This is a genomic window from Chitinophaga polysaccharea, from assembly GCF_902150045.1.
Taxonomy (GTDB): Bacteria; Bacteroidota; Bacteroidia; order Chitinophagales; family Chitinophagaceae; genus Chitinophaga; species Chitinophaga polysaccharea_A.
The window spans coordinates 2,479,269-2,500,269 of sequence record NZ_CABFVU010000001.1 but is presented as its reverse complement, the minus strand read 5'-3'; the positions used below and the strand labels follow the sequence as shown (position 1 = coordinate 2,500,269).

General features: G+C 47.2%; 18 protein-coding genes. 8 read left to right on the top strand and 10 right to left on the bottom strand.

What is annotated here, in order from left to right:
* Positions 1–21: 21 nt before the first annotated feature.
* On the bottom strand, positions 22–1,077 hold the full coding sequence (locus tag FN124_RS10180; protein WP_142684619.1) for a COX15/CtaA family protein: 1,056 nt from the start codon (positions 1,075–1,077) through the stop codon (positions 22–24).
* Between the two features lie 184 nt (positions 1,078–1,261).
* Here FN124_RS10180 and FN124_RS10175 point away from each other — a divergent pair, with 184 nt between their 5' ends.
* A complete protein-coding gene (locus FN124_RS10175) occupies positions 1,262–1,717 on the top strand; it encodes a hypothetical protein (protein WP_142684618.1) in 456 nt (151 codons plus the stop codon).
* Positions 1,718–1,803: 86 nt separating this feature from the next.
* Here the strand turns inward: FN124_RS10175 and FN124_RS10170 are convergent, their stop codons facing one another.
* The gene (locus FN124_RS10170; RefSeq protein WP_142684617.1) at positions 1,804–4,788 is read right to left on the bottom strand and encodes a serine hydrolase domain-containing protein; all 2,985 of its coding nucleotides are present in this window, start codon (positions 4,786–4,788) and stop codon (positions 1,804–1,806) included.
* A 279-nt stretch (positions 4,789–5,067) separates the two neighbouring features.
* On the opposite strand from FN124_RS10170, the gene FN124_RS10165 reads away from it, so the two are divergent.
* The 3 genes from FN124_RS10165 to FN124_RS10155 all read left to right on the top strand — a co-directional run bounded on the left by FN124_RS10165 (position 5,068) and on the right by FN124_RS10155 (position 7,617).
* Positions 5,068–5,658, top strand: a complete 591-nt coding sequence (locus tag FN124_RS10165; protein ID WP_142684616.1) for an adenylate kinase — start codon at positions 5,068–5,070, stop codon at positions 5,656–5,658.
* Positions 5,659–5,820: 162 nt separating this feature from the next.
* Positions 5,821–6,846 carry a GTPase ObgE gene (gene obgE, locus FN124_RS10160; RefSeq protein ID WP_142684615.1) on the top strand — a complete coding sequence of 342 codons (1,026 nt, stop codon included), beginning with the start codon at positions 5,821–5,823 and terminating at the stop codon, positions 6,844–6,846.
* A 63-nt stretch (positions 6,847–6,909) separates the two neighbouring features.
* Entirely contained in the window at positions 6,910–7,617 is a 708-nt protein-coding gene (locus tag FN124_RS10155) for a hypothetical protein (protein ID WP_142684614.1), read from the top strand.
* A 92-nt stretch (positions 7,618–7,709) separates the two neighbouring features.
* Here FN124_RS10155 and FN124_RS10150 read toward each other — a convergent pair whose 3' ends face one another.
* From FN124_RS10150 to FN124_RS10135, 4 genes are all read right to left on the bottom strand, one after another.
* Positions 7,710–8,258 carry a GNAT family N-acetyltransferase gene (locus FN124_RS10150; protein WP_142684613.1) on the bottom strand — a complete coding sequence of 183 codons (549 nt, stop codon included), beginning with the start codon at positions 8,256–8,258 and terminating at the stop codon, positions 7,710–7,712.
* A complete protein-coding gene (locus tag FN124_RS10145; RefSeq protein WP_142684612.1) occupies positions 8,245–8,610 on the bottom strand; it encodes a DUF7674 family protein in 366 nt (121 codons plus the stop codon). Before FN124_RS10145 ends, FN124_RS10150 begins: the two co-directional genes overlap by 14 nt.
* Before the next feature lie 298 nt (positions 8,611–8,908).
* Entirely contained in the window at positions 8,909–10,108 is a 1,200-nt protein-coding gene (locus FN124_RS10140; protein ID WP_142684611.1) for a PepSY-associated TM helix domain-containing protein, read from the bottom strand.
* A gap of 162 nt (positions 10,109–10,270) precedes the next feature.
* Positions 10,271–10,573, bottom strand: coding sequence for a YbaB/EbfC family nucleoid-associated protein (locus FN124_RS10135; protein ID WP_142684610.1), 303 nt, complete (start codon positions 10,571–10,573; stop codon positions 10,271–10,273).
* Between the two features lie 112 nt (positions 10,574–10,685).
* Between FN124_RS10135 and FN124_RS10130 the strand changes: the two genes are divergently transcribed.
* The 3 genes from FN124_RS10130 to FN124_RS10120 are packed head-to-tail and all read left to right on the top strand — an operon-like array spanning position 10,686 to position 15,665.
* A complete protein-coding gene (locus FN124_RS10130) occupies positions 10,686–11,921 on the top strand; it encodes an NAD(P)/FAD-dependent oxidoreductase (protein ID WP_260607389.1) in 1,236 nt (411 codons plus the stop codon).
* Positions 11,922–11,936: 15 nt separating this feature from the next.
* Complete coding sequence (locus tag FN124_RS10125) at positions 11,937–13,043, top strand: DUF2891 domain-containing protein (RefSeq protein ID WP_260607388.1); 1,107 nt, start codon at positions 11,937–11,939, stop codon at positions 13,041–13,043.
* Between the two features lie 60 nt (positions 13,044–13,103).
* Entirely contained in the window at positions 13,104–15,665 is a 2,562-nt protein-coding gene (locus FN124_RS10120) for a DUF3857 domain-containing protein (RefSeq protein WP_142684608.1), read from the top strand.
* Here FN124_RS10120 and FN124_RS10115 read toward each other — a convergent pair.
* The 3 genes from FN124_RS10115 to FN124_RS10105 all read right to left on the bottom strand — a co-directional run bounded on the left by FN124_RS10115 (position 15,662) and on the right by FN124_RS10105 (position 19,396).
* A complete protein-coding gene (locus FN124_RS10115; protein WP_142684607.1) occupies positions 15,662–16,855 on the bottom strand; it encodes a transporter in 1,194 nt (397 codons plus the stop codon). The two genes, FN124_RS10120 and FN124_RS10115, sit on opposite strands and share 4 nt — an antisense overlap.
* 9 nt (positions 16,856–16,864) lie before the next feature.
* Positions 16,865–17,515: an ATP-binding cassette domain-containing protein gene (locus FN124_RS10110; RefSeq protein ID WP_142684606.1), complete on the bottom strand. Its 651-nt coding sequence runs from the start codon at positions 17,513–17,515 to the stop codon at positions 16,865–16,867.
* 105 nt (positions 17,516–17,620) lie between these two features.
* Positions 17,621–19,396, bottom strand: coding sequence for a DUF4836 family protein (locus tag FN124_RS10105; RefSeq protein ID WP_142684605.1), 1,776 nt, complete (start codon positions 19,394–19,396; stop codon positions 17,621–17,623).
* Positions 19,397–19,621: 225 nt separating this feature from the next.
* On the opposite strand from FN124_RS10105, the gene FN124_RS10100 reads away from it, so the two are divergent.
* Positions 19,622–19,888 (top strand): YciI family protein, encoded by a 267-nt coding sequence (locus tag FN124_RS10100; protein WP_260607387.1) that lies wholly within the window; start codon positions 19,622–19,624, stop codon positions 19,886–19,888.
* A 56-nt stretch (positions 19,889–19,944) separates the two neighbouring features.
* On the opposite strand, the gene FN124_RS10095 is transcribed toward FN124_RS10100, so the two are convergent.
* Positions 19,945–20,961 carry an SRPBCC family protein gene (locus FN124_RS10095; RefSeq protein ID WP_142684603.1) on the bottom strand — a complete coding sequence of 339 codons (1,017 nt, stop codon included), beginning with the start codon at positions 20,959–20,961 and terminating at the stop codon, positions 19,945–19,947.
* Positions 20,962–21,001: the final 40 nt, after the last annotated feature.

Sequence of the window (21,001 nt, the reverse complement as noted above, 5' to 3'; positions counted from 1 at the left end):
AGTTCCTCTCCGGCCGAAAAATCAATTTCCACTTTCCGCCGCCCCTCTGCTAAGGAACAATGTCCAGATCAGCGACAACATCAGCAACATTCCTACTCCCTGGTGCAGGATCCCGTAACTAACAGGGATCTTCACCTGGCTATTCAGGAGGGTAAGCACACCCAGCAGCACCTGTAATAATACCAGCAACAGGGGAAGATAACGGATAGCATGTAACAGGCTGTTGGCCGGTGTTTGTGCAGCCTTCCACCACCAGATGGCAATAAGAATGGTAATAAGATAGGCCAGCCCCCTGTGTATGAATTGAATGGTAATTGGATTATGCGCAATATCTGTGGCAAAACCTCCCTGTGAAAACATGCCGGCAGGCACCCAGGAACCATTAATATCCGGCCAGGTATTCGCCACCAGTGCAGTGTGCAATCCGGCCATAAAAGCACCGTATACCAGCTGCACTACCAATAATATCAGCAGCCAGATATTCAGGTTGTATAAAGCGGGCACTTTTAGTACTTCCACAGGGTGCACACTAAGTTTCAGGGCAAACCAGAACACATATGCCAGCAGCACCAGTGCAGAAATAAAATGGATGGCCAGGCGAATATGGTTTACATACAGGTTCTCTTCATTAAGCCCGCTCTTCACCATAATCCATCCTATCAGCCCCTGTAAACCACCCAGTACAAACAATATGATCATCGGGTTGATCATACTCCTGTTAATCTTCTTCTTAATAATAAAATAGATGAACGGGATAATAAACACAAATCCCATCAGCCTCGCCCAATCACGATGCAACCACTCCCAGAAGAAAATAAACTTAAAGTCCGATAATGTGAAGTGATTATTAATATACTTATACTGCGCTATCTGCTTATAGCCATCAAACGCTTTCTGCCAGGCAGCTTCATTCATAGGAGGAAATGCCCCCAGCAATGGCTGCCATTCTGTAATGGATAAGCCCGAACCGGTTAAGCGGGTAATTCCTCCCAGCAATACCTGAACTATCAACATGCCCACGCCAATATATAACCAGATGGCCACGGGGCGGTTATTCTTTATTGTAACTGCTTCCATAAACGGTGCAAAAATAGGGAATGAATGCCGAACAAGCCGGCTAAATTCTCACATTATTTTAACAAAGGCGTAATGTTCTGTTAATCCATCTGTCGGAGCTTTGCCGTGAAAATTAAACGGCACCATTGTATTAGCTAATACCGCCCTAATTAAAAAAAGAAGTACACATTAAAAAAATAATGTCATGAAACACTTACGTTTTGTTGTTTTAGCTCCCAAAGTAGCTTTGTTGGTATTTGTAACTATCCTCTTCCCGATTTTACACGCTGCTGCACAGTCAAAAACATTTGCCTATAATGCAGCGCGACTGGCAAAAGAAAAACCAGTGCCCACAGCTCCCATTGAAGCTTTCAATGTACATATCACACAATTGCAGAAAGATCAGCTGTTATTCCAGCTTTCCGTGGATAATCCTTCCAATGAAAAGCTGACCCTTTACATAAAAGACAACTACAATAACACGCTGCACCGCGAAACACTGCCCGCTACCCTGCGTTTTGAGGCGCGTTATAACCTCGGATCTCTCGAGGATGGCGACTATACCTTCGAAATCAGGAGCGGAAAAAACAAACTGGCAGAAAAAGCTATTGCCATAAAAACACAAACCCTGATCAACAGGAGCGTTTCCGTAACCGAGTAGTCCCGCATCGCATAATTGAAAAATGAAAAAGGTGGTATCCGTAAAAAACGGTACCACCTCTCTTTTTATTATCTGTTATATCTTCATTACCTGCGTGCCGACTCATACACCGCCTCAAACATTTTCTCCCGGGTATGTAATGCAGATATTTTCGTATTAACACCGCCGTTGGGATACACCCGGTTACTCAGGAAAATAAATACCAATCCCGAAGCTGGGTCTGCCCACACACAGGTGCCGGTATAGCCGGTATGCCCGAAAGTAGCTGCAGAAGCGCTCCTGGCAGGATATGGCTCGCGGCGGGTGGCATTATCCTTCTCGGGCTTGTCGAACCCCAGCCCGCGACGGCTGATATTACTGTTGTAAGCGGTGAACAACTGCACCGTTTCAGGCTTTATATACTGTACACCATTATAAGATCCTTTATTCAGCAACATCTGCATAATCACTGCCACGTCATGCGCATCGGAAAATAAACCGGCATGACCTGCTACACCACCAAACATGGCAGCACCGGGGTCATGCACATCTCCCCTTAACAACTGCATACGGAAAGAATACTCCCTTTCTGTAGGAACGATCTGCGACAAAGGAAAACGCTCCCTCGGCAAAAAACCGGTGGTAGCTAGTCCCAGTGGCTCGTAAAACGTTTCCCTCACATAATCATTCAGCTTCTTTCCTGATAACGTTTCCACGATCTTGCCCAGGAAAATAAAATCACAGTCGCTGTAAACATAACCCTGGCGGGGCGATAACTTACTATCCAATATCCTTTGCCACATGGTATCCACATAGCTGTTCTCCATGTACATGTTATTAGCCACACGTATACCATGGGAGGCATCTGCAGTGGCATGATACAACACGGTATCGGGCCTTGCATTGCTGTAAAGCGTTTCTTTATAGAAAGGGACAAAAGCTACCAGGCCGGCCTGGTGCAGCAGGATATCACGGATACGCAATCCCGCTTTATCGGTTCCCAGCACCTGTGGCAGGTACACCCCCAAGGTAGCATCCAGGTTCAGTTTACCTTCATCGTACAGCCGCATCACCGATAAAGTAGTAGCACACACCTTAGTAACAGAGGCGAGGTCATAGATAGATGTAGGTGTTACTGGTTCCTGTTTGTTGTATTCGTAGTGACCAAAACAACGATTATAGATAACCTTTCCATCTTTCAGGGCCATTACCTGCGCGCCCGGTGCAGCTCCGCGGGCAATCATATCATTTGCCAGGGCATCGATCTGTAATAAAGCCTGTTCATTGATACCTGCTTCTTTAGCGCTGGCAGTGGGTAATAAATTAAACTTGTTCACTTCGTAAGTGATGCCGGTGCCGGAGGGCAGATCCGGGCAAACAGTTACCGGCAGTTTGCCGGATGGTCCAAGTTGCCCGAAAAGCAGGTCGGCCGCGGCGCGTTGAGTGGTACTATCGTCTTCATAAGCAGCTACCAGGTGAGGCGCGTCACAGAAATACTGGATAGCATACGGATTACCAAAAACAACAGTGGCCGATGGCATCTCGGATTGCAACTGCCGGATGATGAGCCTTTCTGCCATAGATAGTCCAAAATTACCGGCTGGCCGGCGACTGTAATTATGCAGGCTAATGATCACCGCACGATAATCACGCTGGATACGGGATACAATTGGCGCAATCTGTTGTACGGACTGTCGTGAAGTAAAAATAAACACATCCGTTCCCGGTTTATAATTTTTTACTGCTTCTGTAAAAGTGTTGCTGGCATCGGCTCCTACTGCCACCACTGCCAGTTTTTGCTGGGTCATGGCCGGCGAAAACGGGATCAGTTTTTTCTCGTTGCGTACCAGGGTAATGGCATTTTCAGCAATACGTTTGCGCAACTGATCTGTTTTGGCGTTAATGTCTTCCACCAGATGATCGGTATCGATATGCTGCGGCTGCCATAGCCCCAGGTTATATTTGGCGCGCAAAACTTTTTTCACCCGCGCATCTACTTCTTCCTGGCTGATCTTTCCTGCTTTAATAGCTTTCCTGATGGCGGCCACACTACCGGCGGAGGTAGACGGAAGGATCATCAGGTCGTTACCTGCCAGCAGCGACTGTAAGGACTCCTGTCCATTGGTATAAAACTTCGCGATGCCTTTCATTTCCAGTGCATCGGTAACAATCAATCCTTTAAAACCCATTTCTTCTTTCAGCAGTTTTGTAACTGCATTGTAGGAAATGGAAGTAGGCGTATTTGGTTTTTTGTCGATAGAAGGGATATAAAGATGGCCTATCATCACCGACTGTACCCCGGCTGCAATGGCCTGGCGGAATGGATACAGCTCCAGGGAATCCAGCTGGGCCCTGGTTTTATTGATAGTGGGCAGATCCAGGTGCGAATCCACATTGGTATCGCCATGGCCCGGGAAATGTTTGGCGCAGGCCATAATGCCGGCATCCTGCATTCCCCTTATAGTAGCTACGCCCATACGGGCTACCTGGTATTTGTTTTCCCCGAAAGAGCGGTCGTTGATCACAGGATTAGCAGGATTGTTGTTCACATCCATGTCCGGCGCAAAATCAATGTGGATACCAAGCCGGCGGCACTGCTCTCCCATGATCTTCCCGGCATCATACGCAAGCGAAGTATCCTGCATAGCGCCTATCATCATATTCCGCGGCAGTGAAATAACACTGTCGAGCCGCATGCCAAGCCCCCACTCGCCATCAATAGCTACCAGAAGCGGCACTTTGGAAATTGATTGGTAATAATTGGTAAGATTGGCCTGCCTTACCGGGCCTCCCTGAAAAAAGATCACCCCTCCTACCTTGTTGTCCTGTATATCTTTAATAACAGCGTTAATATGGTCTTGTCCTAAGTTGGAATGCGCCCGGATCATAATAAGCTGGGCAATACGTTCATCGGGTGTAAGCGACTGGAACACACTGTCGGCCCACTGTGACGCCCTGTCCTGCGCCGGCACCGCTTTTTGTGCAGCCACCTTTTTATGCTTCTTTTTTTCCTTGAACACCAGGGGCGCGGAAATGGCGCTGCCCGTCATCATTAGTCCTGTAAGTCCTGCAACCAATAATTGTTTCCTCATATCATAAACTTACAAATATTCATGCGTAAATCCAGACTGACAGGCTGAATATCAAAGAATTACTAATATTGATCATATGATTTTGTCAGATCCAAACTATTTAGTTAAATTAGAATACCCTGTTGAAGATATTTTACAGATTACGCCAAAAAATTAAATGCTGTTTACTATTTTGTCAGAATATTTACATTTAGTTTAATCAATCGTAATTTTAATTACCAATACATTCATCTGTTTCTTATATTTGCAACCTTGCGAGTAAAGTAGATTTTTATAAACATGGTCAATCTCATTTTATTTGGCCCTCCCGGTAGCGGCAAGGGTACACAAAGTGCTAACATTATCCAGAAGTACGGGCTTATTCATCTTTCCACTGGCGATTTGCTTCGCAGCGAGATCGGAGATAAAACACCCCTGGGACAGGAAGCCAAGAAATTTATGGATCAGGGCCTGCTGGTACCGGATGAAGTGGTGATTGGCATGATCAGCTCCAAACTGGACGCCAATCCTGATGCCCGCGGCTTTATTTTCGACGGTTTTCCCCGTACTACGGCACAGGCTGAGGCACTGGACAAACTGCTGGCGCTGAAAAAAACATCTATCTCCACTGTACTTTCACTGGAAGTACCGGAAGACGCACTCATTAAACGCCTGCTGAACCGGGGCCTGACCTCCGGCCGCAGCGATGATGCCTCTGAAGATGTGGTGAAAGCCCGTATCGTTGAATATCATAATAAAACCGCTCCTGTGGCTGATCACTACGCCAAATTCGGCAAATTCAAAAAAGTGAAAGGCGATGGCACCGAAGAAGAAGTATTTGAACTGCTCTCCAAAGAACTGGATGAACTGGTAGGAGAAAAGGTGCAGTAAGCAGAACCCGCTGTCATAAAGACTTTTACATCTTTTTATACAACGCAAAGATTGTAAGTAAAGAGCTTCCGGCACAGGATAGTGCTAATTAGCTCAAACTTCACGATCTTTGCGTTCTGTTTTTTCGGGGTAAGGCCCCCGGGATATTAAAAAATAAGACTAGTGGAAAAAGCGAACTTCGTAGATTATATCCGTGTATTTTGTAAATCCGGTAAAGGCGGCGCAGGCAGTATGCACTTTATGCGTACTAAATTTAATGCGCAGGCCGGCCCTGATGGCGGCGATGGCGGCAGAGGCGGACATGTTATTTTAAGAGGCAATTCACAGCTGTGGACCCTCCTTCACCTCCGCTGGCACAAAAACCTGCTGGCAGAAGACGGGGAAAATGGCAGTGGCGATAACTGTACCGGCCGTTTTGGTAAAGATATTATCATCGAAGTGCCACTGGGCACACAGGCTAAAGACGAAGAAACAGGCGAGATAGAAGCCGAAATCCTGCACGACGGACAGGAAATCATCTGGATCCCTGGCGGACAAGGCGGAAAAGGTAATGCCTATTTCAAATCCGCTACTAACCAAACCCCTGAATACGCACAACCCGGAATGCCCGGCAGGGAAGGCTGGAAAATTGTGGAATTAAAAGTTTTGGCAGATGTAGGTCTTGTTGGTTTCCCCAATGCCGGCAAATCTACCTTGTTGTCTACCATTACTGCAGCGAAACCTAAAGTGGCCGACTACGCTTTTACTACACTCACCCCCCAACTCGGAATGGTGGAATACCGCGACAATAAATCGTTTTGCATCGCTGATCTCCCGGGCATCATCGAAGGCGCCCATGAAGGAAAAGGTTTAGGCCACCGTTTTTTACGACATATTGAAAGAAACGCCGTATTATTATTTCTTATTCCAGCTGATAGTGCAGATCACCGCAAAGATTTTGAAGTACTGGTGAACGAGCTGGAACAATATAATCCCGAATTACTGGACAAACAGTTCCTGCTGGCCATCAGTAAAAGCGATATGCTGGACGATGAGTTGAAAGCTGCCATAGCAGCAGAACTGCCGGAAGATGTACCGCACGTATTTATTTCTTCTGTTACAAACCAGGGGCTCAGTGAATTAAAAGATATTTTGTGGGAAGCCCTTAACAGGAAAGTAGATACCACCGGTGCTGTAGACGCGGACTAACCGCTTTCCGGATTCACGGGTAACTGTTCCCGGCGCCAATTCGTTTAGAGTATCCCTTATGCCATGAAAATATTTTTACTCCCCGCAATTGCTTTGCTGTTGCTACCCGCCTGTCATCGGCCCGAAAAGCCCGTGAAGGAAAGGCCTGTACAGATAGACACCATGCAGCTTATTGCGGCGCCGGCGCCCACAGTTAAAGTAGCCTCCAATGAAGTATATATAGCGAGCCGCGACTCTACTACGTATATCCATTTCGGTGATTGCTATTTTTCCCTTGACTGGATCATACCGGATACCCAACTCAATGATTTTGAGCTACGCCCGGATACCCTGTACTTCCGGCTGGCGCATCCCCACACTATTGAAGGACAGATGCTGGCCTTCACCACCGGCGAAATAAACAAACTAAAAATATCACAGTGCTATGAAACCAGCGCTGTTGTTGAACACGAGCCACTGCGCCATTGGAAACATTACCGCTCTCCCTGGGAAATAATTCCCCCGGAAGCCAGCAACTTCTTTATCTGCAAAAGATATTCTGCCGCCGAAAGATGCCGGTTTCCCGCCACCACCTTACAGGCATTACAACAACATGTAAAACAATATGGCTCTTCGGCCACTTATGCCCGGGTTGCCCAACTGAATAATTTCCCTGCTCCTCCGGTATATATTGAAATCAGCCGCTACTACATACGACTGAATGGAGAATACAAAAAAACAGCCGGCAAAATCAATAAACTACTCATTATTGATGTGAACTTCAACGGGTAGTTAACCAGATAAAAACGCTGGAAACCGGCAATGCAAAAGCATCGCCGGTTTAAATTCATTGGCTGTATTTTCACCATAGTGGCTCTCTTGTTTCAATTCCCTGAAGGCTGAAACAACATGGCAGTGCACAAACAATTCCCGTAATTTTTGCCTGCCAGGATAGGATAGTTTACGCAACTTTTACAGCCCTCCCAAAAAAGAGGATCATGTGTGATCTCATTATAGGTAACAGGCTCAAAGCCCAACCGGGTATTGAGTTTCATCACAGGTAAGCCCGTGGTGATACTGAATATTTTTGCCTGCGGATAAAGCAGCCGGCTCAGCTCAAAGATCTTTTGCTTGATGGCCTGCGCCACCTTCATTCCACGAAAGGCGGGGGCCACAATCAAACCGCTGTTAGACACAAACCTGGCGTTCTCCCAGGATTGTATATAGGAAAACCCTGCCCATATTCCTTCTGCCGTGAAGGCTATAACGGCTTTCCCTTCGAGTATCTTTTCCTTTATTGTAGCGGGATTTCTTTTGGCAATCCCTGTGCCCCTGGCCTTTGCGGATGCCTCCATTTCCGCTACAATTGGCAGGGTAAAATCAACGTCCATGGCTGTTGCCAGCCGAACGACTATCTCCTCATCTGTTTCCATTACCGGTAAGTTGATGTTGTATATAAAGTGGATAAATTGAATCCGGGATCAATGAATACATCCGGATCCTGCTCACGGCTTCTGCAAGAGGAACCCTGCAGAGTACCGGTAAAAAAATACGGGTAATCGCTTCTTTCACAACCGTATTACCCTTTTCATATAACCGGCCTGCCAGCTGCAGACATTTATCTGCCACCGGGAAATTCTGCGCCCTCAGCTGCTTGTCGGTATATTCCGTTAAGCAACCGATGGTGTCGTAAATATGATGTATAGCCGGAAACTGGTGCAACGCTTTTCTTAGTGCTGGTATCGTATCTTCAATACAGGCTGGCACTTCATACTGATTAATCATAGGTTATAATTTTACGCTGTTGTGTACTATCTCTGCCAGCGCGGCGATGATAATAACGCCGACAGCGATATAATACATGGCTCTGTGATCAGGTGCAGGTGGTTTTGGATAAGCACGCATGGTAATATCATTTTGCAGGTATATGCCAAATGCTATTCCAGATTCTGTATAGGAATGTTAAAACTTAGTAAGGGTAAGGGTTTGCAAAGAAAATGTTAACGTCAGTAAAATTAAAATGAGATTAAAACCTTCCGTTTCTGAAGGGTATTTACAGAAATGGAAATCATGATCAGGCCACCTACGCAGCTACTCCAGCTTCGGGCACAGCAGGGGATGCTGTTTTCCTTTTCTTCTTCATGGTCCTGTTCAGCCACATAATAGTACCGGTAGTGGGAAATGTAGCGCCCAGCAACGCGAGTATCAAAGCAAATATTTTGGAAGGCGTACCAAAAATGGCCCCGGTATGCAATGGCTTTACAGTGCTGCGGATCTGCTGCCCCAGGTTCCTTTGCGCAAAAGTTTGCGAGGCCAGCACCTTGCCGCTAAACTGGTCCAGGTAGTACGTAGTAGCGGCAGCCTCATGTAAAGCGCCGGCTGGCAGCAGGCTTATTGTGAAAGCCGCTGAGCTGTCTTTCGGTGCGGTAAACGAATAAAACAACGCATCCGGTACCGCATGCTTTACCACTGCCAGTGCCGTTTCATAAGAAATACTTTTACCCGTGATGTCCACTGCCGGGGCAGATAGTGGCGCAGCCGCCGGTTTGGTGGAAGCGCCCATGGAACTATACAACGCCTTGCTAAACCACTCAAACGACCAGGTTAAACCGGTAAAAACAGATACAAAGAGAAAGATGGAAGTATAAAATCCCAGCACGATATGCAGGTCGTTATTTACCCGTTTCCAGTTACCATCCCACTTTACTTTGATCCGCTGCCGGAAAATGTTGCGCGTTTTAGGCCACCAGAGAATAATGCCCGTAAGCAGTATGAAGAAAAATATAAGGGTGCTGATGCCGGTAATAAGCTTACCCGTAGCTCCCGCCAGTAACCAGCGGTGAAGGGAAAATATCTTATAGTAGAATGTTTGCTGGTAACTGTATAATTCAATTATTTCCCCGGTATAAGGATTCACGAAAGCTGTACGCCCTTTTTCTTTTTTAGGGCCGGCTCCTTCTTTCCCCGTACCGCCTTTTCTGCGCTTTCCGGATGTGGCTTCCTTTCTGCCCTCTTCCAGCTGCACCTGTATGGTACGGGCAGGATCTGCAAATACCTGTACCCGGGCAATTCCTGCGCCGGGAACGGCCTGCTTCACCAATGCCGCCACTTCGTCGAGCTGCAAACGCGCCCCTCCGGGTTCCACAAAATAACGGCGGTGGTTAAACCCTTCCGTTAGCTCCTTCTCAAATACCAGTAAGGCACCAGTTAAACAGCTGATGGTAATTACCAGGCCGGCAGTGAGGCCCAGGTATAAGTGAATACGCCGGAAGAAAACTTTCATGTTGGAATTGATCGTACCTGCAAAGAAAATCCATGCGCAGGGTACTATTACATCGGAAACGGAATATTATTTACCTGCTACAGAATTCATTCAGTTTTTATATAAACTGAAATTGCCATATATACCAATGGTACATATGGCAATCGCCTGTATTGAAATATATTACAACAACCCTCCCAGCATTCCGCCGGCAGCGTTCTTCATTTCTGCTTCAAAAGCGCTCTCTCCTTCTTTCAGCGCACGGTTCAGCGCTGTAAGCAGCAGGTCTTCCAGCTCTTCTTTATGCTCCGGTGCAAAAAGACGCTCTGCAATATCAATACTTTTCACCTGGCGGTTACCATCCACGGTCACTTTTACAGCGCCATCGCCGGCCTCGCCGGATAAGGTTACCGTAGCCAGACGCTCTTTGCCTTCCTGCATTTTCTGCTTGATCTGTGTTAGCTTTCCAAATAAATCACCAAACATGTTTCGAGTGTTTTTAAGAACCGCAAATATAGCGGATTTTTAACGGAGCCAATCCCTGGTACTAAATCCACACTATTCCGTATCTTACCGCCACGTAACAGTATCATCAATAATGGAAACAAAAGTTTGTATAATAGGCGCCGGGCCCGGCGGAGCCACAGCAGCACTGCAACTCGCCCAGCTTGGCATTGAATGTATCGTAGTAGATAAAGCCGTTTTCCCCAGGGATAAAGTTTGTGGAGACGGACTAAGCGGAAAAGTGCTCACCCTCCTGGAACGTATCGACAAAGGCATCGGGCTACGCCTTCAGCAGGCTATGTTCAAGGCCGACAGCTGGGGCGTTACCTTCGTGGCTCCCAACCGTATCGGGATGGATATCCCCTACCGCATGGGCTACCAGCAGGATATGAGCAACCCCCGCGGATTCGTTTGCAAACGCATCGACTTCGATAATTTCCTTGTAGATGAAATAAAACGCCGTCCGGAAATCCGTTTATTCGAAGGCGTAAGTATCGATAAATACGACCTGCAGCCCGATGGATACCATCTTTCCAGTAAAGATGGCTCCTTCAAAGTAAAAGCCGACGTGGTGATAGTAGCCAATGGCGCCCACTCCGGCTTTACCCGCGATGTGGCTGGCATCAAAATGGAACCAAAACATTATGTAGCAGGTATCCGCGCCTATTACAAAGGCATCACCGGCCTGCATAAAGACAACTTCATTGAGCTCCACTTCCTGAAGAATATGCTTCCGGGCTATATCTGGATATTCCCCCTCCCCAATGGAGAAGCCAACGTAGGCGTAGGAATGCTCAGCAACTCGGCCCGTAACAAAAAGGTAAACCTGAAACAGCTCATGCTGGATACCCTCGCCACCGATCCCGTAATGAAGGAACGTTTCAAAAACGCGGAGCTCATCGGCTCTATCGACGGTTATGGCTTACCCCTCGGCAGCAAAAAAAGAAAGCTGCATGGAGAGCGCTATATGCTGGTAGGCGACGCAGGCTTCCTGATAGACCCCTTCACCGGCGAAGGCATCGGCAACGCCCTTTACTCCGGCAGAATTGCCGCCCAACAAGCCGCAGCAGCTATCGCAGCCAACGATTATTCGGATACTTTCTTCAACGCATACGATGAAAACGTATACCGCATCCTCGGACCGGAACTACAGGTGAGCACTAAACTGCAGAAACTCATCAAATATCCCTGGCTGTTCAATATGCTGATGAAAATGGGCTCCCGCAATAAACAGCTGAAAGACCTCATGTCATGCATGTTCCACGAGGTAGACCTCCGGAAAAAACTGGGCAAGCCCATGTTCTATGTAAAATTGTTGTTTAACAGATAAAAACATCGCTACACCGTGAAATTTCCAGGCCAGTTATTCATCATCCTCTTTTTCTCATTCAATATGAGCGCACAGGTACCTTCTTCCAGCCAGGGACATACACCGGCAGCCACCCGGTTAACACCAGACATTGCCAATAAACTGGCAGAACTGCCGCTGAAATGCCTGGACCTGGAATTTCCCTATAAAACAGGGATCGTATTCTCCGACAGCTCATTGCTTACTGCGCCGAAAAATTATCACCCCGCCTTCTATGGCTGTTTCGACTGGCATAGCAGCGTACACGGGCACTGGATGCTGGTACGGCTGCTGAAGTCCTACCCGGACCTGGCTAAAGCTTCGGTGATCAGGTCAAAACTGGCAGCACATCTATCTGCCGAAAACATAAAAACAGAACAACAACTGTTCAACAGCGCCGAAAATAAAAGCTTCGAACGGATCTATGGCTGGAGCTGGCTCCTGCAGCTGCAAAACGAATTGCTCACCTGGAACGACCCTCTGGGAAAAACCATGAGCCAAAACCTGCAGCCGCTGGCCTCACAATTCTCCGCCGCATATATCCAGTTTCTCGATAAAATATTATACCCCATCCGGGTGGGAGAACATACCAATCTCGCCTTCGGATTATGCCTGGCCTGGGACTATGCGGTAACCGCCAAAGACGAGCCCCTGAAAAAAGCCATACACGATGCTGCGATGCGCTTCTACGCTGCCGATAAAAATGCCCCGGTACAATGGGAGCCCGGTGGTTACGACTTCCTCTCTCCATCCCTGGAAGAAGCAGACCTCATGCGCAGGATAATGCCGGAAGCAGACTACCGCAAATGGCTATACGCATTTTTACCCGGTCTTTTTGAAAAGAAGATAAGTATTCTCGAGGTGGCACAGGTAAAAGACAGGACCGATGGGAAACTTGTTCACCTCGACGGGCTAAACCTGAGCCGTACCTGGTGTCTTGAAGCCATTGCCGAACATGGTGGTAAAAACCAGCAGGCTATCCGCCAACTGGCCCATGCGCACATGGAAGCCGGGCTGAAACAGGTTTTCAGTGGCAGCTACGCCGGTGAGCACTGGCTGGCATCTTTTGCAGTTTATATGTTAACTATCGGAAAACAACCGTAAATTCATTACCAAAAGTTTTACTGCCCTATACCCGGTTGACAAAAACGGGTATCAACCAACATGACTATGCACGTTAACAGTTCCCGTGCACGGAAGTTAGTATTATCCCTGCTGCTGATACTAATCCACACCATTGCACCCGCCCAAAAAGTAAATACCAGCCCCGCTCCCACGTGGCTAGTCCCTTTTACGCCCGACCTTACTAAAAAACCCAATGCCAAAAACATCAGCGATGGCTATTACCTTTTGCTGCTGGAAGAACAAAGGCAAATGGAACTGAAAAGTATTTACCACCACTTCATCCGGCAAATTGTGTCGGAAGCTGGTATTCAGAACGGATCGGAAATTTCGGTAGATTATGATCCGCAATATGAAAAACTCAGTTTCCATAAAATAGTGATCCACCGCGACGGAAAAGAAATTAACCGCCTTCCCGGCGCGGCTTTCAAACTGCTTCAGAAAGAACAGGACCTCTCACGCTTCATTTACAGTGGCACCTACACTGCTTACCTGATCCTGGAAGATGTAAGAAAAGGCGACCAGATTGAATATGCCTATTCCATCAACGGCGATAACCCCATCTTCAGCGGGAAAGTGGACAGCCGCCTGTATTTCGTAGCCTATGAACCTATTGTGAACTACTACAAAAACCTCATCGTAAGCCCTCAAAGACAGCTGCAGTTTAAGCGGTATAATAATGCCACCGCACCGGTTCAGAGATCCTGGAATGGCCTTACCGTGTATGAATGGAATAAGGTAGATGTAAGGGAAACCGACAACACCAGCTTTGTGCCCTCATGGTATAACCCCTTCACCTATGTACAGGTAAGCGAATATCCTTCCTGGAAAGAAGTGGCGCAATGGGGCATGAAGGTGAACCAAACATCTCCGCCCGGCCCGCTGCTGGCCCGTAAGATCGCTGCCTTTAAAAAGCAGGCCAATGGCGATCAGGCCAGTTACCTGCTCCAGGCATTACGGTTTGTGCAGGACGATATCCGTTATATGGGCATTGAAATGGGAGAATACTCGCATCGCCCCAATAACCCGGATAAGGTACTGGCACAACGTTTCGGGGACTGTAAAGACAAAGCCCTGCTGCTTTGCACCATGCTCCGTGCCAACAATATCACGGCCAGTATGGCTTACGTAAATACTGATATGAGAGGAACCGTAACCGATATGCTTCCCTCTCCCAACGCCTTTAACCACGCCATTGTACATGCTGTGCTGAATAACAAGGTATACTGGCTGGACGGCACTATGTCGTACCAGCGGGGTGGCCTGGCTGATATCTGCGAACCGGATTACCAGCAGGCACTGGTAGTTACTGATACCACCACACAGCTTACTCCCATCGCACCGGCTACCCGTGGCAAAATTATAGTCCGCGAGTCCTTCACCCTGCCAGATGATGAAAACAAAGATGGTAAGCTGGAAGTGGTAACCACCTATTACCGCGATGATGCAGACGCCCAGCGGGCGGAGCTGGCGGGCACCAGTATGAAGGATAAAGAAAAATCATACCTCGCCTACTATAAAAAGTTATATGGAGATGTAGCCATCAACGATTCTATCACTACCCGCGATAGCGCTGCCGGCAATACCGTTTTTGTGAATGAAAGCTACTTTATACACGATCTCTGGAAAAAGGACAGCAGCACTGGCAAACTGGTATTCACTACCAACGCACAGCCCTTCTACGACATGCTTTCCTATATCTCGGACGATAAACGAAAAATACCGGTTAGTATCCGCTATCCTTACGACCTCGACTACCAGATCATCCTGCACACGCCGGTTAAGTGGTCGCTGGACCAAACACCTCTGCATCTGCAAAACGAGTACTATACGTTCGATTACACCGCCGAAACCAAAGGGCAGCAAGTCATCCTGTCTTATCATTTCAAAACCTTCAGCGATCATATCCCCGTAAAGTTTATTCCGCAGTATGTAAAGGATCTGAAGAAGATGAATGAAATAACTTCTATGGATCTTAGCTGGAATCCTGCATCTGCCATAATACGGCATCCGGAAGGGAAAGGGAACTGGCTCGCCATTGTACTGGCATTGCTGTTTGCCGGGGGATTTGCCTGCCTGGGGTTTGTTTTTTACAAATACTCGGTTACGCCCAATGGGGAAGTGCCGGAACCACAGCCCATAGGTGGCGGCCTGGTATTACTGGCCATCGGGTTACTGTTCACTCCTATGGGCGAAATAGCCGGTATCTGCAAAATGGCGGTATTCGATTATTCTTACTGGATCAGCATTTCAGACCGGCAGGACCTGGGAAATATTACACTGGTACAACTCTTCCTCATCCTGGAAATGATGATCAATGTATTTTTTCTTGCTTACAGCATCCTGCTGGCGGTACTGTTTTTCCACCGGCGTGATACCTTCCCTTTTGCGCTGGCCACTTTCTATTTCATGGTTACTGTTTTTATTTATGTAGATAATTCACTGAATTACCATTACTTCAAAGCGGAAAAGCCCCGCGACATCTTCAGCGTAAACTCTGTCCTATGGCCGCTGCTGCGCATGGCCATCTGGGTTCCTTATCTGCTTATTTCACAAAGGGGAAAATCTACCTTTACCGTGCCTTACAGGTCCCCGCAGGGTTAAATATTGTTTACATACTTCCTCACTGTAAGGAGGTTTACAATATACACCAGGCCCAACACCAGCGCAATGCCTGCAAATACAGGAATGCCGGGCCAGGTGCTTACCTGCATGTCATGCCGGGCCAGCTCGCCTGCCGCCCAGTACTGCAGGCCGGTTACCAGCAGCAACGACAGAATGCCGATCACAATATACAGGGGTACAAACTGCTTCAGCAGGTACCGTTGCAGCTGCTTCGGCGCCGTGCCCAGTATCACCAGTAACTGGATTTCCCACTTGCAGGAAGCAATTACCAGTTGAATAAACATGCTGAAGACCAGCAGTGCAAAGAACAATAAGATCAGCCCGAAAAAACCTACCACCGATACAATCGTTTGTACAATCAGCCTTGTTTTGCTGAACTTCAGTTTATCCTGGTTGGTAGTATAGCCATTGTCTTCCAGGAACTTTACCAGCGCCGGGTTAGAGGGATCCGGCGTTTTAATGATCACGCGGGAGGTACCGGCAGCTGTGGTCATTCCATACTTCTCATTGGCCCAGGCCATAAAAGAAGCCGGCACCAGGAAAGAAGAGATGCGGTCCGAAAAGCCCACAATATGCCCCATATACTGATCCGATAACTGGTTGTTGGAGATATTCACCTGCAGGGGTAATGCCTTCACCGTTTCCTGTGAAATCTGCGGCAGGTCCTGGCTCAGGGAAAACCCAAAATTGTAAAGGTTCAGGAAATCGTTCGGCAAAATAATAGGAATGGTGCGGTCGCCCTCATTCCATTTCCAGTCCTGCGCCTTCACATCCAGGAAACTATCCGGTACCGCTTCAAAAAACATATCGGTGGCAAAATGAAGGTCGCCGGGCGCCTGCACTACTACTTTATACTGGCTGGAGGTTACTAACCCGAACGATTGTACGAATGGCTGTTTTTTTATAGTGGCAATTTCTTCAGGGGTAAAAATGCTTTTAGACGACTGCCCCATCATGGCATTGGTGATGGTTTTATTGATCACGAGGAAATCGGCGGTTTCATTTTGATTCTTGCTGCTGTACAGCAGCTGGCTGAAATTGGAGTGGGCCTGGATAGCAATGAGTATCAGCAGCATGGCAATGCCCAAACCTACTGCTGCCATCAGGAACCGGGTTTTTCCTACCCCGGTTTGAATAATTTTCTTCAGTAATTCAAAAAATGGACGCATGAAATAACATTAAAGATGATAATGCACATCGTAAGGGAAGTGCTGGTCATTATCCAGGTCTGTTAAAATAAACCCGGCATTGCGGGCTTTACATTCATCGGCAATCAGTGCGGCTGCACGTTGCGTGTTATCTTCATCCAGGTGGCTGAAGGGCTCATCCATCAGGAGCCAGCGGAAAGGCTGCATCAGCGCCCGGATGATGGCAATGCGCTGCCTTTCGCCATACGACAGGGTTTTGCCGCTTTGTTCCAGTACATGCGACACATTGAGCCGGGCGGCCATTTCATCTATCTTTTCAGCAGGGTAATAAGGCTTAGGCTCCATCACCCGTTTCAGCGAAATATTTTCCCGGGCGCTGAGCTGTTCAAAAAGGCGGAGATCCTGGAATACAATGCTGATATCCCGCTGCCGCATAGCGGCTACTTCGTTCTTATTATATGCCTGCCAGGGTTGTCCGTTCACCTGCACTTTCCCCGTATAGTCGTAACGGATATGATACAGGTAATGGATCAGAGTGGTTTTGCCCGTTCCGGACGGCGCCTTGATCTTCACAAATTTGCCTGGCTGGAAAGTTACCTCCTGGTTCCAGATGTCCGACGACCTTTGCCGGAGTTTATCCTGCAAGGGTATGGGCATAAGCTGACTGAGCTGAATCTGCATAATGCTTTTGCTGTTAACAGTAGCGAATATAAATGATATATTTTACGCAAAAGAAAAGGGCGCAACGGATACATACCGGCGCCCTTTTCCTGTTAAGGTTATAATTTACTGCGGTGCAACGGTGGTGTCTACCGGTGCTGCAAACAGGCTGTCTTCATAAGCTTTCTCTTTGGCTTTCTTGGCCTGCATTACCTTCACGGTTTCTGTGCCCAGGTTGATCAGCTGTACCAGGCTGTTCTGATCCTTATTTTTGAAGGTCAGCACAGCTTCTCCATGCTGCACATCGCCGCCATCTGCTTTACTTACAAAGGTTACATCTTTCAGCAGGTCCTTTGCTTTTTTCACTACTCCTTTTTCGTCTTCATCTACTTTATCTTCAGGAATCACGCTGGTCACCTTCTCAAGGTCTACATAACCGCCAATCATGCTGCCTTTTACTTTGCTTTCAATGCCATCAGGTAATTTGATGTGTGCTTTGCCACCCAGGTATTCCTGCAGCAAAGCACTGTCGGAGCCAAGGGTCACATACTTTTCGGTGATAGACATTGCCGGCATAGTGGCCGCTGCCATTGGGTTTGCCACGGTATAATGATCTCCTTCCCTGGTGAACACTTCTTTCAGCATAGGAGATGTCATTACTTTATTGAATGCATCCTTATTACCTACTTTCAGGCTGAAGATCCATTTGGCATCCGGTTTTTCTGTGAATTCGCCGGGAAAATAAGGAGATTCTTTTTTGGTGATAGCGAAATCGGAAGCCACATAAGTTAACTGGCCTTCAAATGCGTTCAGCACATCATCCATCGATAATCCTGATTTTCCCATCATCAGGTTTACCATACCGTCCATACCGGTGGCTTTAACGATATCGCCGATCATACGGAAATCAAAGGCATAGGAAATAAAACCGGTGATATTCTGGGAAGGATACTTCTTCAGCATATCCATATCGATTTCTTTCTTACCATATTTTTTGTAGATGGCTGCCAGCTCTTTACCCATGTAAGAATGACCGTTGAAAACGATTTTGCCGTTTTCGAAGTTAACGGTACCGGTGTAGAAAGAGCCTTCCATCAGCTTCTTTACATTGGCGGGGATCATGGTGAACTGGCCGCTGTTATAAATAGCTTCAGGGTTTACAAAGATACCGGCATCGGCATTTTCTTTCAGCAACTTGGCAAAAGGCTCAATGGTACCTACCGATTCTTCTTTCTTCAGGTGGAAGAGATGGTCTACCTCAGCTACCCAGTTTTTTATCACCGCGTCGTCTTCTGTAGCTACCTGGGCAGCAGGAATAGCTACCGCGCTGTCTACCATAGGTTCATCTGAAGGATAATCAGGAGCAGAAGACCCGCCTGGAGCATACTTCTCCAGGTTATTCGGGTTAACTGCGCTGATATATATAACGGCAGATTTATTCCATCCGATTACAGCATGTTGCTTTTCTTCCCATATATATTTGAAATCGTTTTGTGTTTTCAGGGAGAAGTTAGCAATGTTCTTTTTGAGATAGGCCTCAAATTTGTCGGCATCCTTCAGGCTGGCGGTAAGACTGATGTAAGATTTATTCTCTGCCGGCTGGCCCTGGAATACAAAAGAAGCAAAGAAATGGCTCTGCAGGTCCAGGCCTGAGTTTTCAGCGTCTTTCCATGCTTTCATCATTTCATTCGCGGTATCTTTGGTTTGTGCGGCTTCAAACAGTTTATCCATAGTGATACCGTTTGTCACCAGTTTGGTGGTCAGCTGTTTAGCGTTCAGATCTACTACCACACCGGCTGTTTTCGGGATATACCGGCTCTCATCAGGGGTCTTGGAGCAGGAAGACAGCATAACCGCTGTTGTTACAGCGGCTAACAAAACTTTGGAAATTGATTTTTTCATAAAAACATTAAAAATTAAGAAATTATTCGGAGCAACACTTGTTCAAGCGGTACATTCCCACTATCGTGGTATTTCATTCGTGCAAAAGTACGTATATTTTTGTAGCGCATATGTCTCATTTTTCCCTGGTACATACAATATTTCAATACTGATTAAGTTTATACCTTTGCTACTAACTATGAAACTATTACTAAATACCATAGAAAAACCGTTATGTTCCTGATTATGCTACAATACATACGGCCCGTTGCGGCTGTAGAACATTACATGGAGGCGCATACCGCCTTCCTGCAAAAGCACTACGACAGTGGTCAGTTTATCTTATCAGGTAGACGAAAGCCCAGATCGGGAGCTGTTATTCTCTGTAATGCAGCCAGCCGCAAGGAGGTAGAAGAGATCATGAGCGAAGATCCGTTGGAAAAATACCAGCTGGCCCTTTACGAGATCATAGAATTTGAGCCAACCAGTTATGCCAACACATTGGGAAAATAACACTTCCCCCTTTGTAATGCTGTGCCAACCGTTTTTGCTTCTTTACTTCCGGATGATTACTTCATAAAGTAGATGACCTTCGTGAGCCATTTGCTACTGTCCTTTTCTTTGCCCGGATCAGTCACATACATCTCTATAGTGGGCGGAACAATGGTTCTCCCTTTATCAGTAATGAAATTTTTGATGGCCACATGTGCGTTGGCTATTTTACTGTAAGGTCCTATATAGTCCGCATAGGCAGCCTGTGCGGCAGGCAGGGTAATGATTTCGTACCCGGGGGCAGGTCTGCTGCCTTCCGGTACCGGGATGGCGGCCGCCATATCTGTGGTCTGCAGTTTCCTGTCCCAGCTGAAAAAAATGCCGCAAGGCACGCCTGGCTGTAAATTGGCCGCAGTAGCTGCATTATAAATGGTTCTCAGGTTGGCGCGGTAATAGTCGGTGATCCTGTTCATCGGGATGGTTTTTCGTACAGCCGCATACGTTGTTGCCGGGAAATTCATCTCTTTTACAGTAACATCAATGCCATTAGGGGCATTCGGGCCTCTTACTTCCGCTTCCGCCATACTTTTCAGGTTGTTAAGCCCCTGGTCGAAATCCTTTTCCAGCGCACCTTTCATAAAAAGGGTCATCACATTCTGCGGCCGGTCGTAATGGGTGTCAAATCCCCAGGTGACCTTCGTTTTTCCCGCAGCTTCCGACAACCGGAAAAATACATCCGACTCAGAAGCAAACGGCGTAATGAAAGTAAGCTTCTGGGTAACCGACTTATAAGGGTCCATCGCCAGGTGCTGCAGCTTTCCTTCCCCCACCTTACTGCCTTTCCAGGAATCAACAGCGCCAATAGAACCATCTTCGCCGGTAATTGTGAACCTGGCGGTGGAGTCCATCTGTTTCCAGGTATTCCACCCGTTAAATTTTTCGAATTTCACAATGTCATTCCATACAATTGTTGCGGGGGCATTAATTTCCACCGAACGCTCCACATGCATAGTAGTGGGCGCAAAAAAGATCAACACAATTGCAATGAACAGGATGATTCCTATGATCCAGGCGAGTGTTTTAAGTACTTTCATGACTGTCGGGGGTTGATGATAATAAAAATACAGCTTTTTA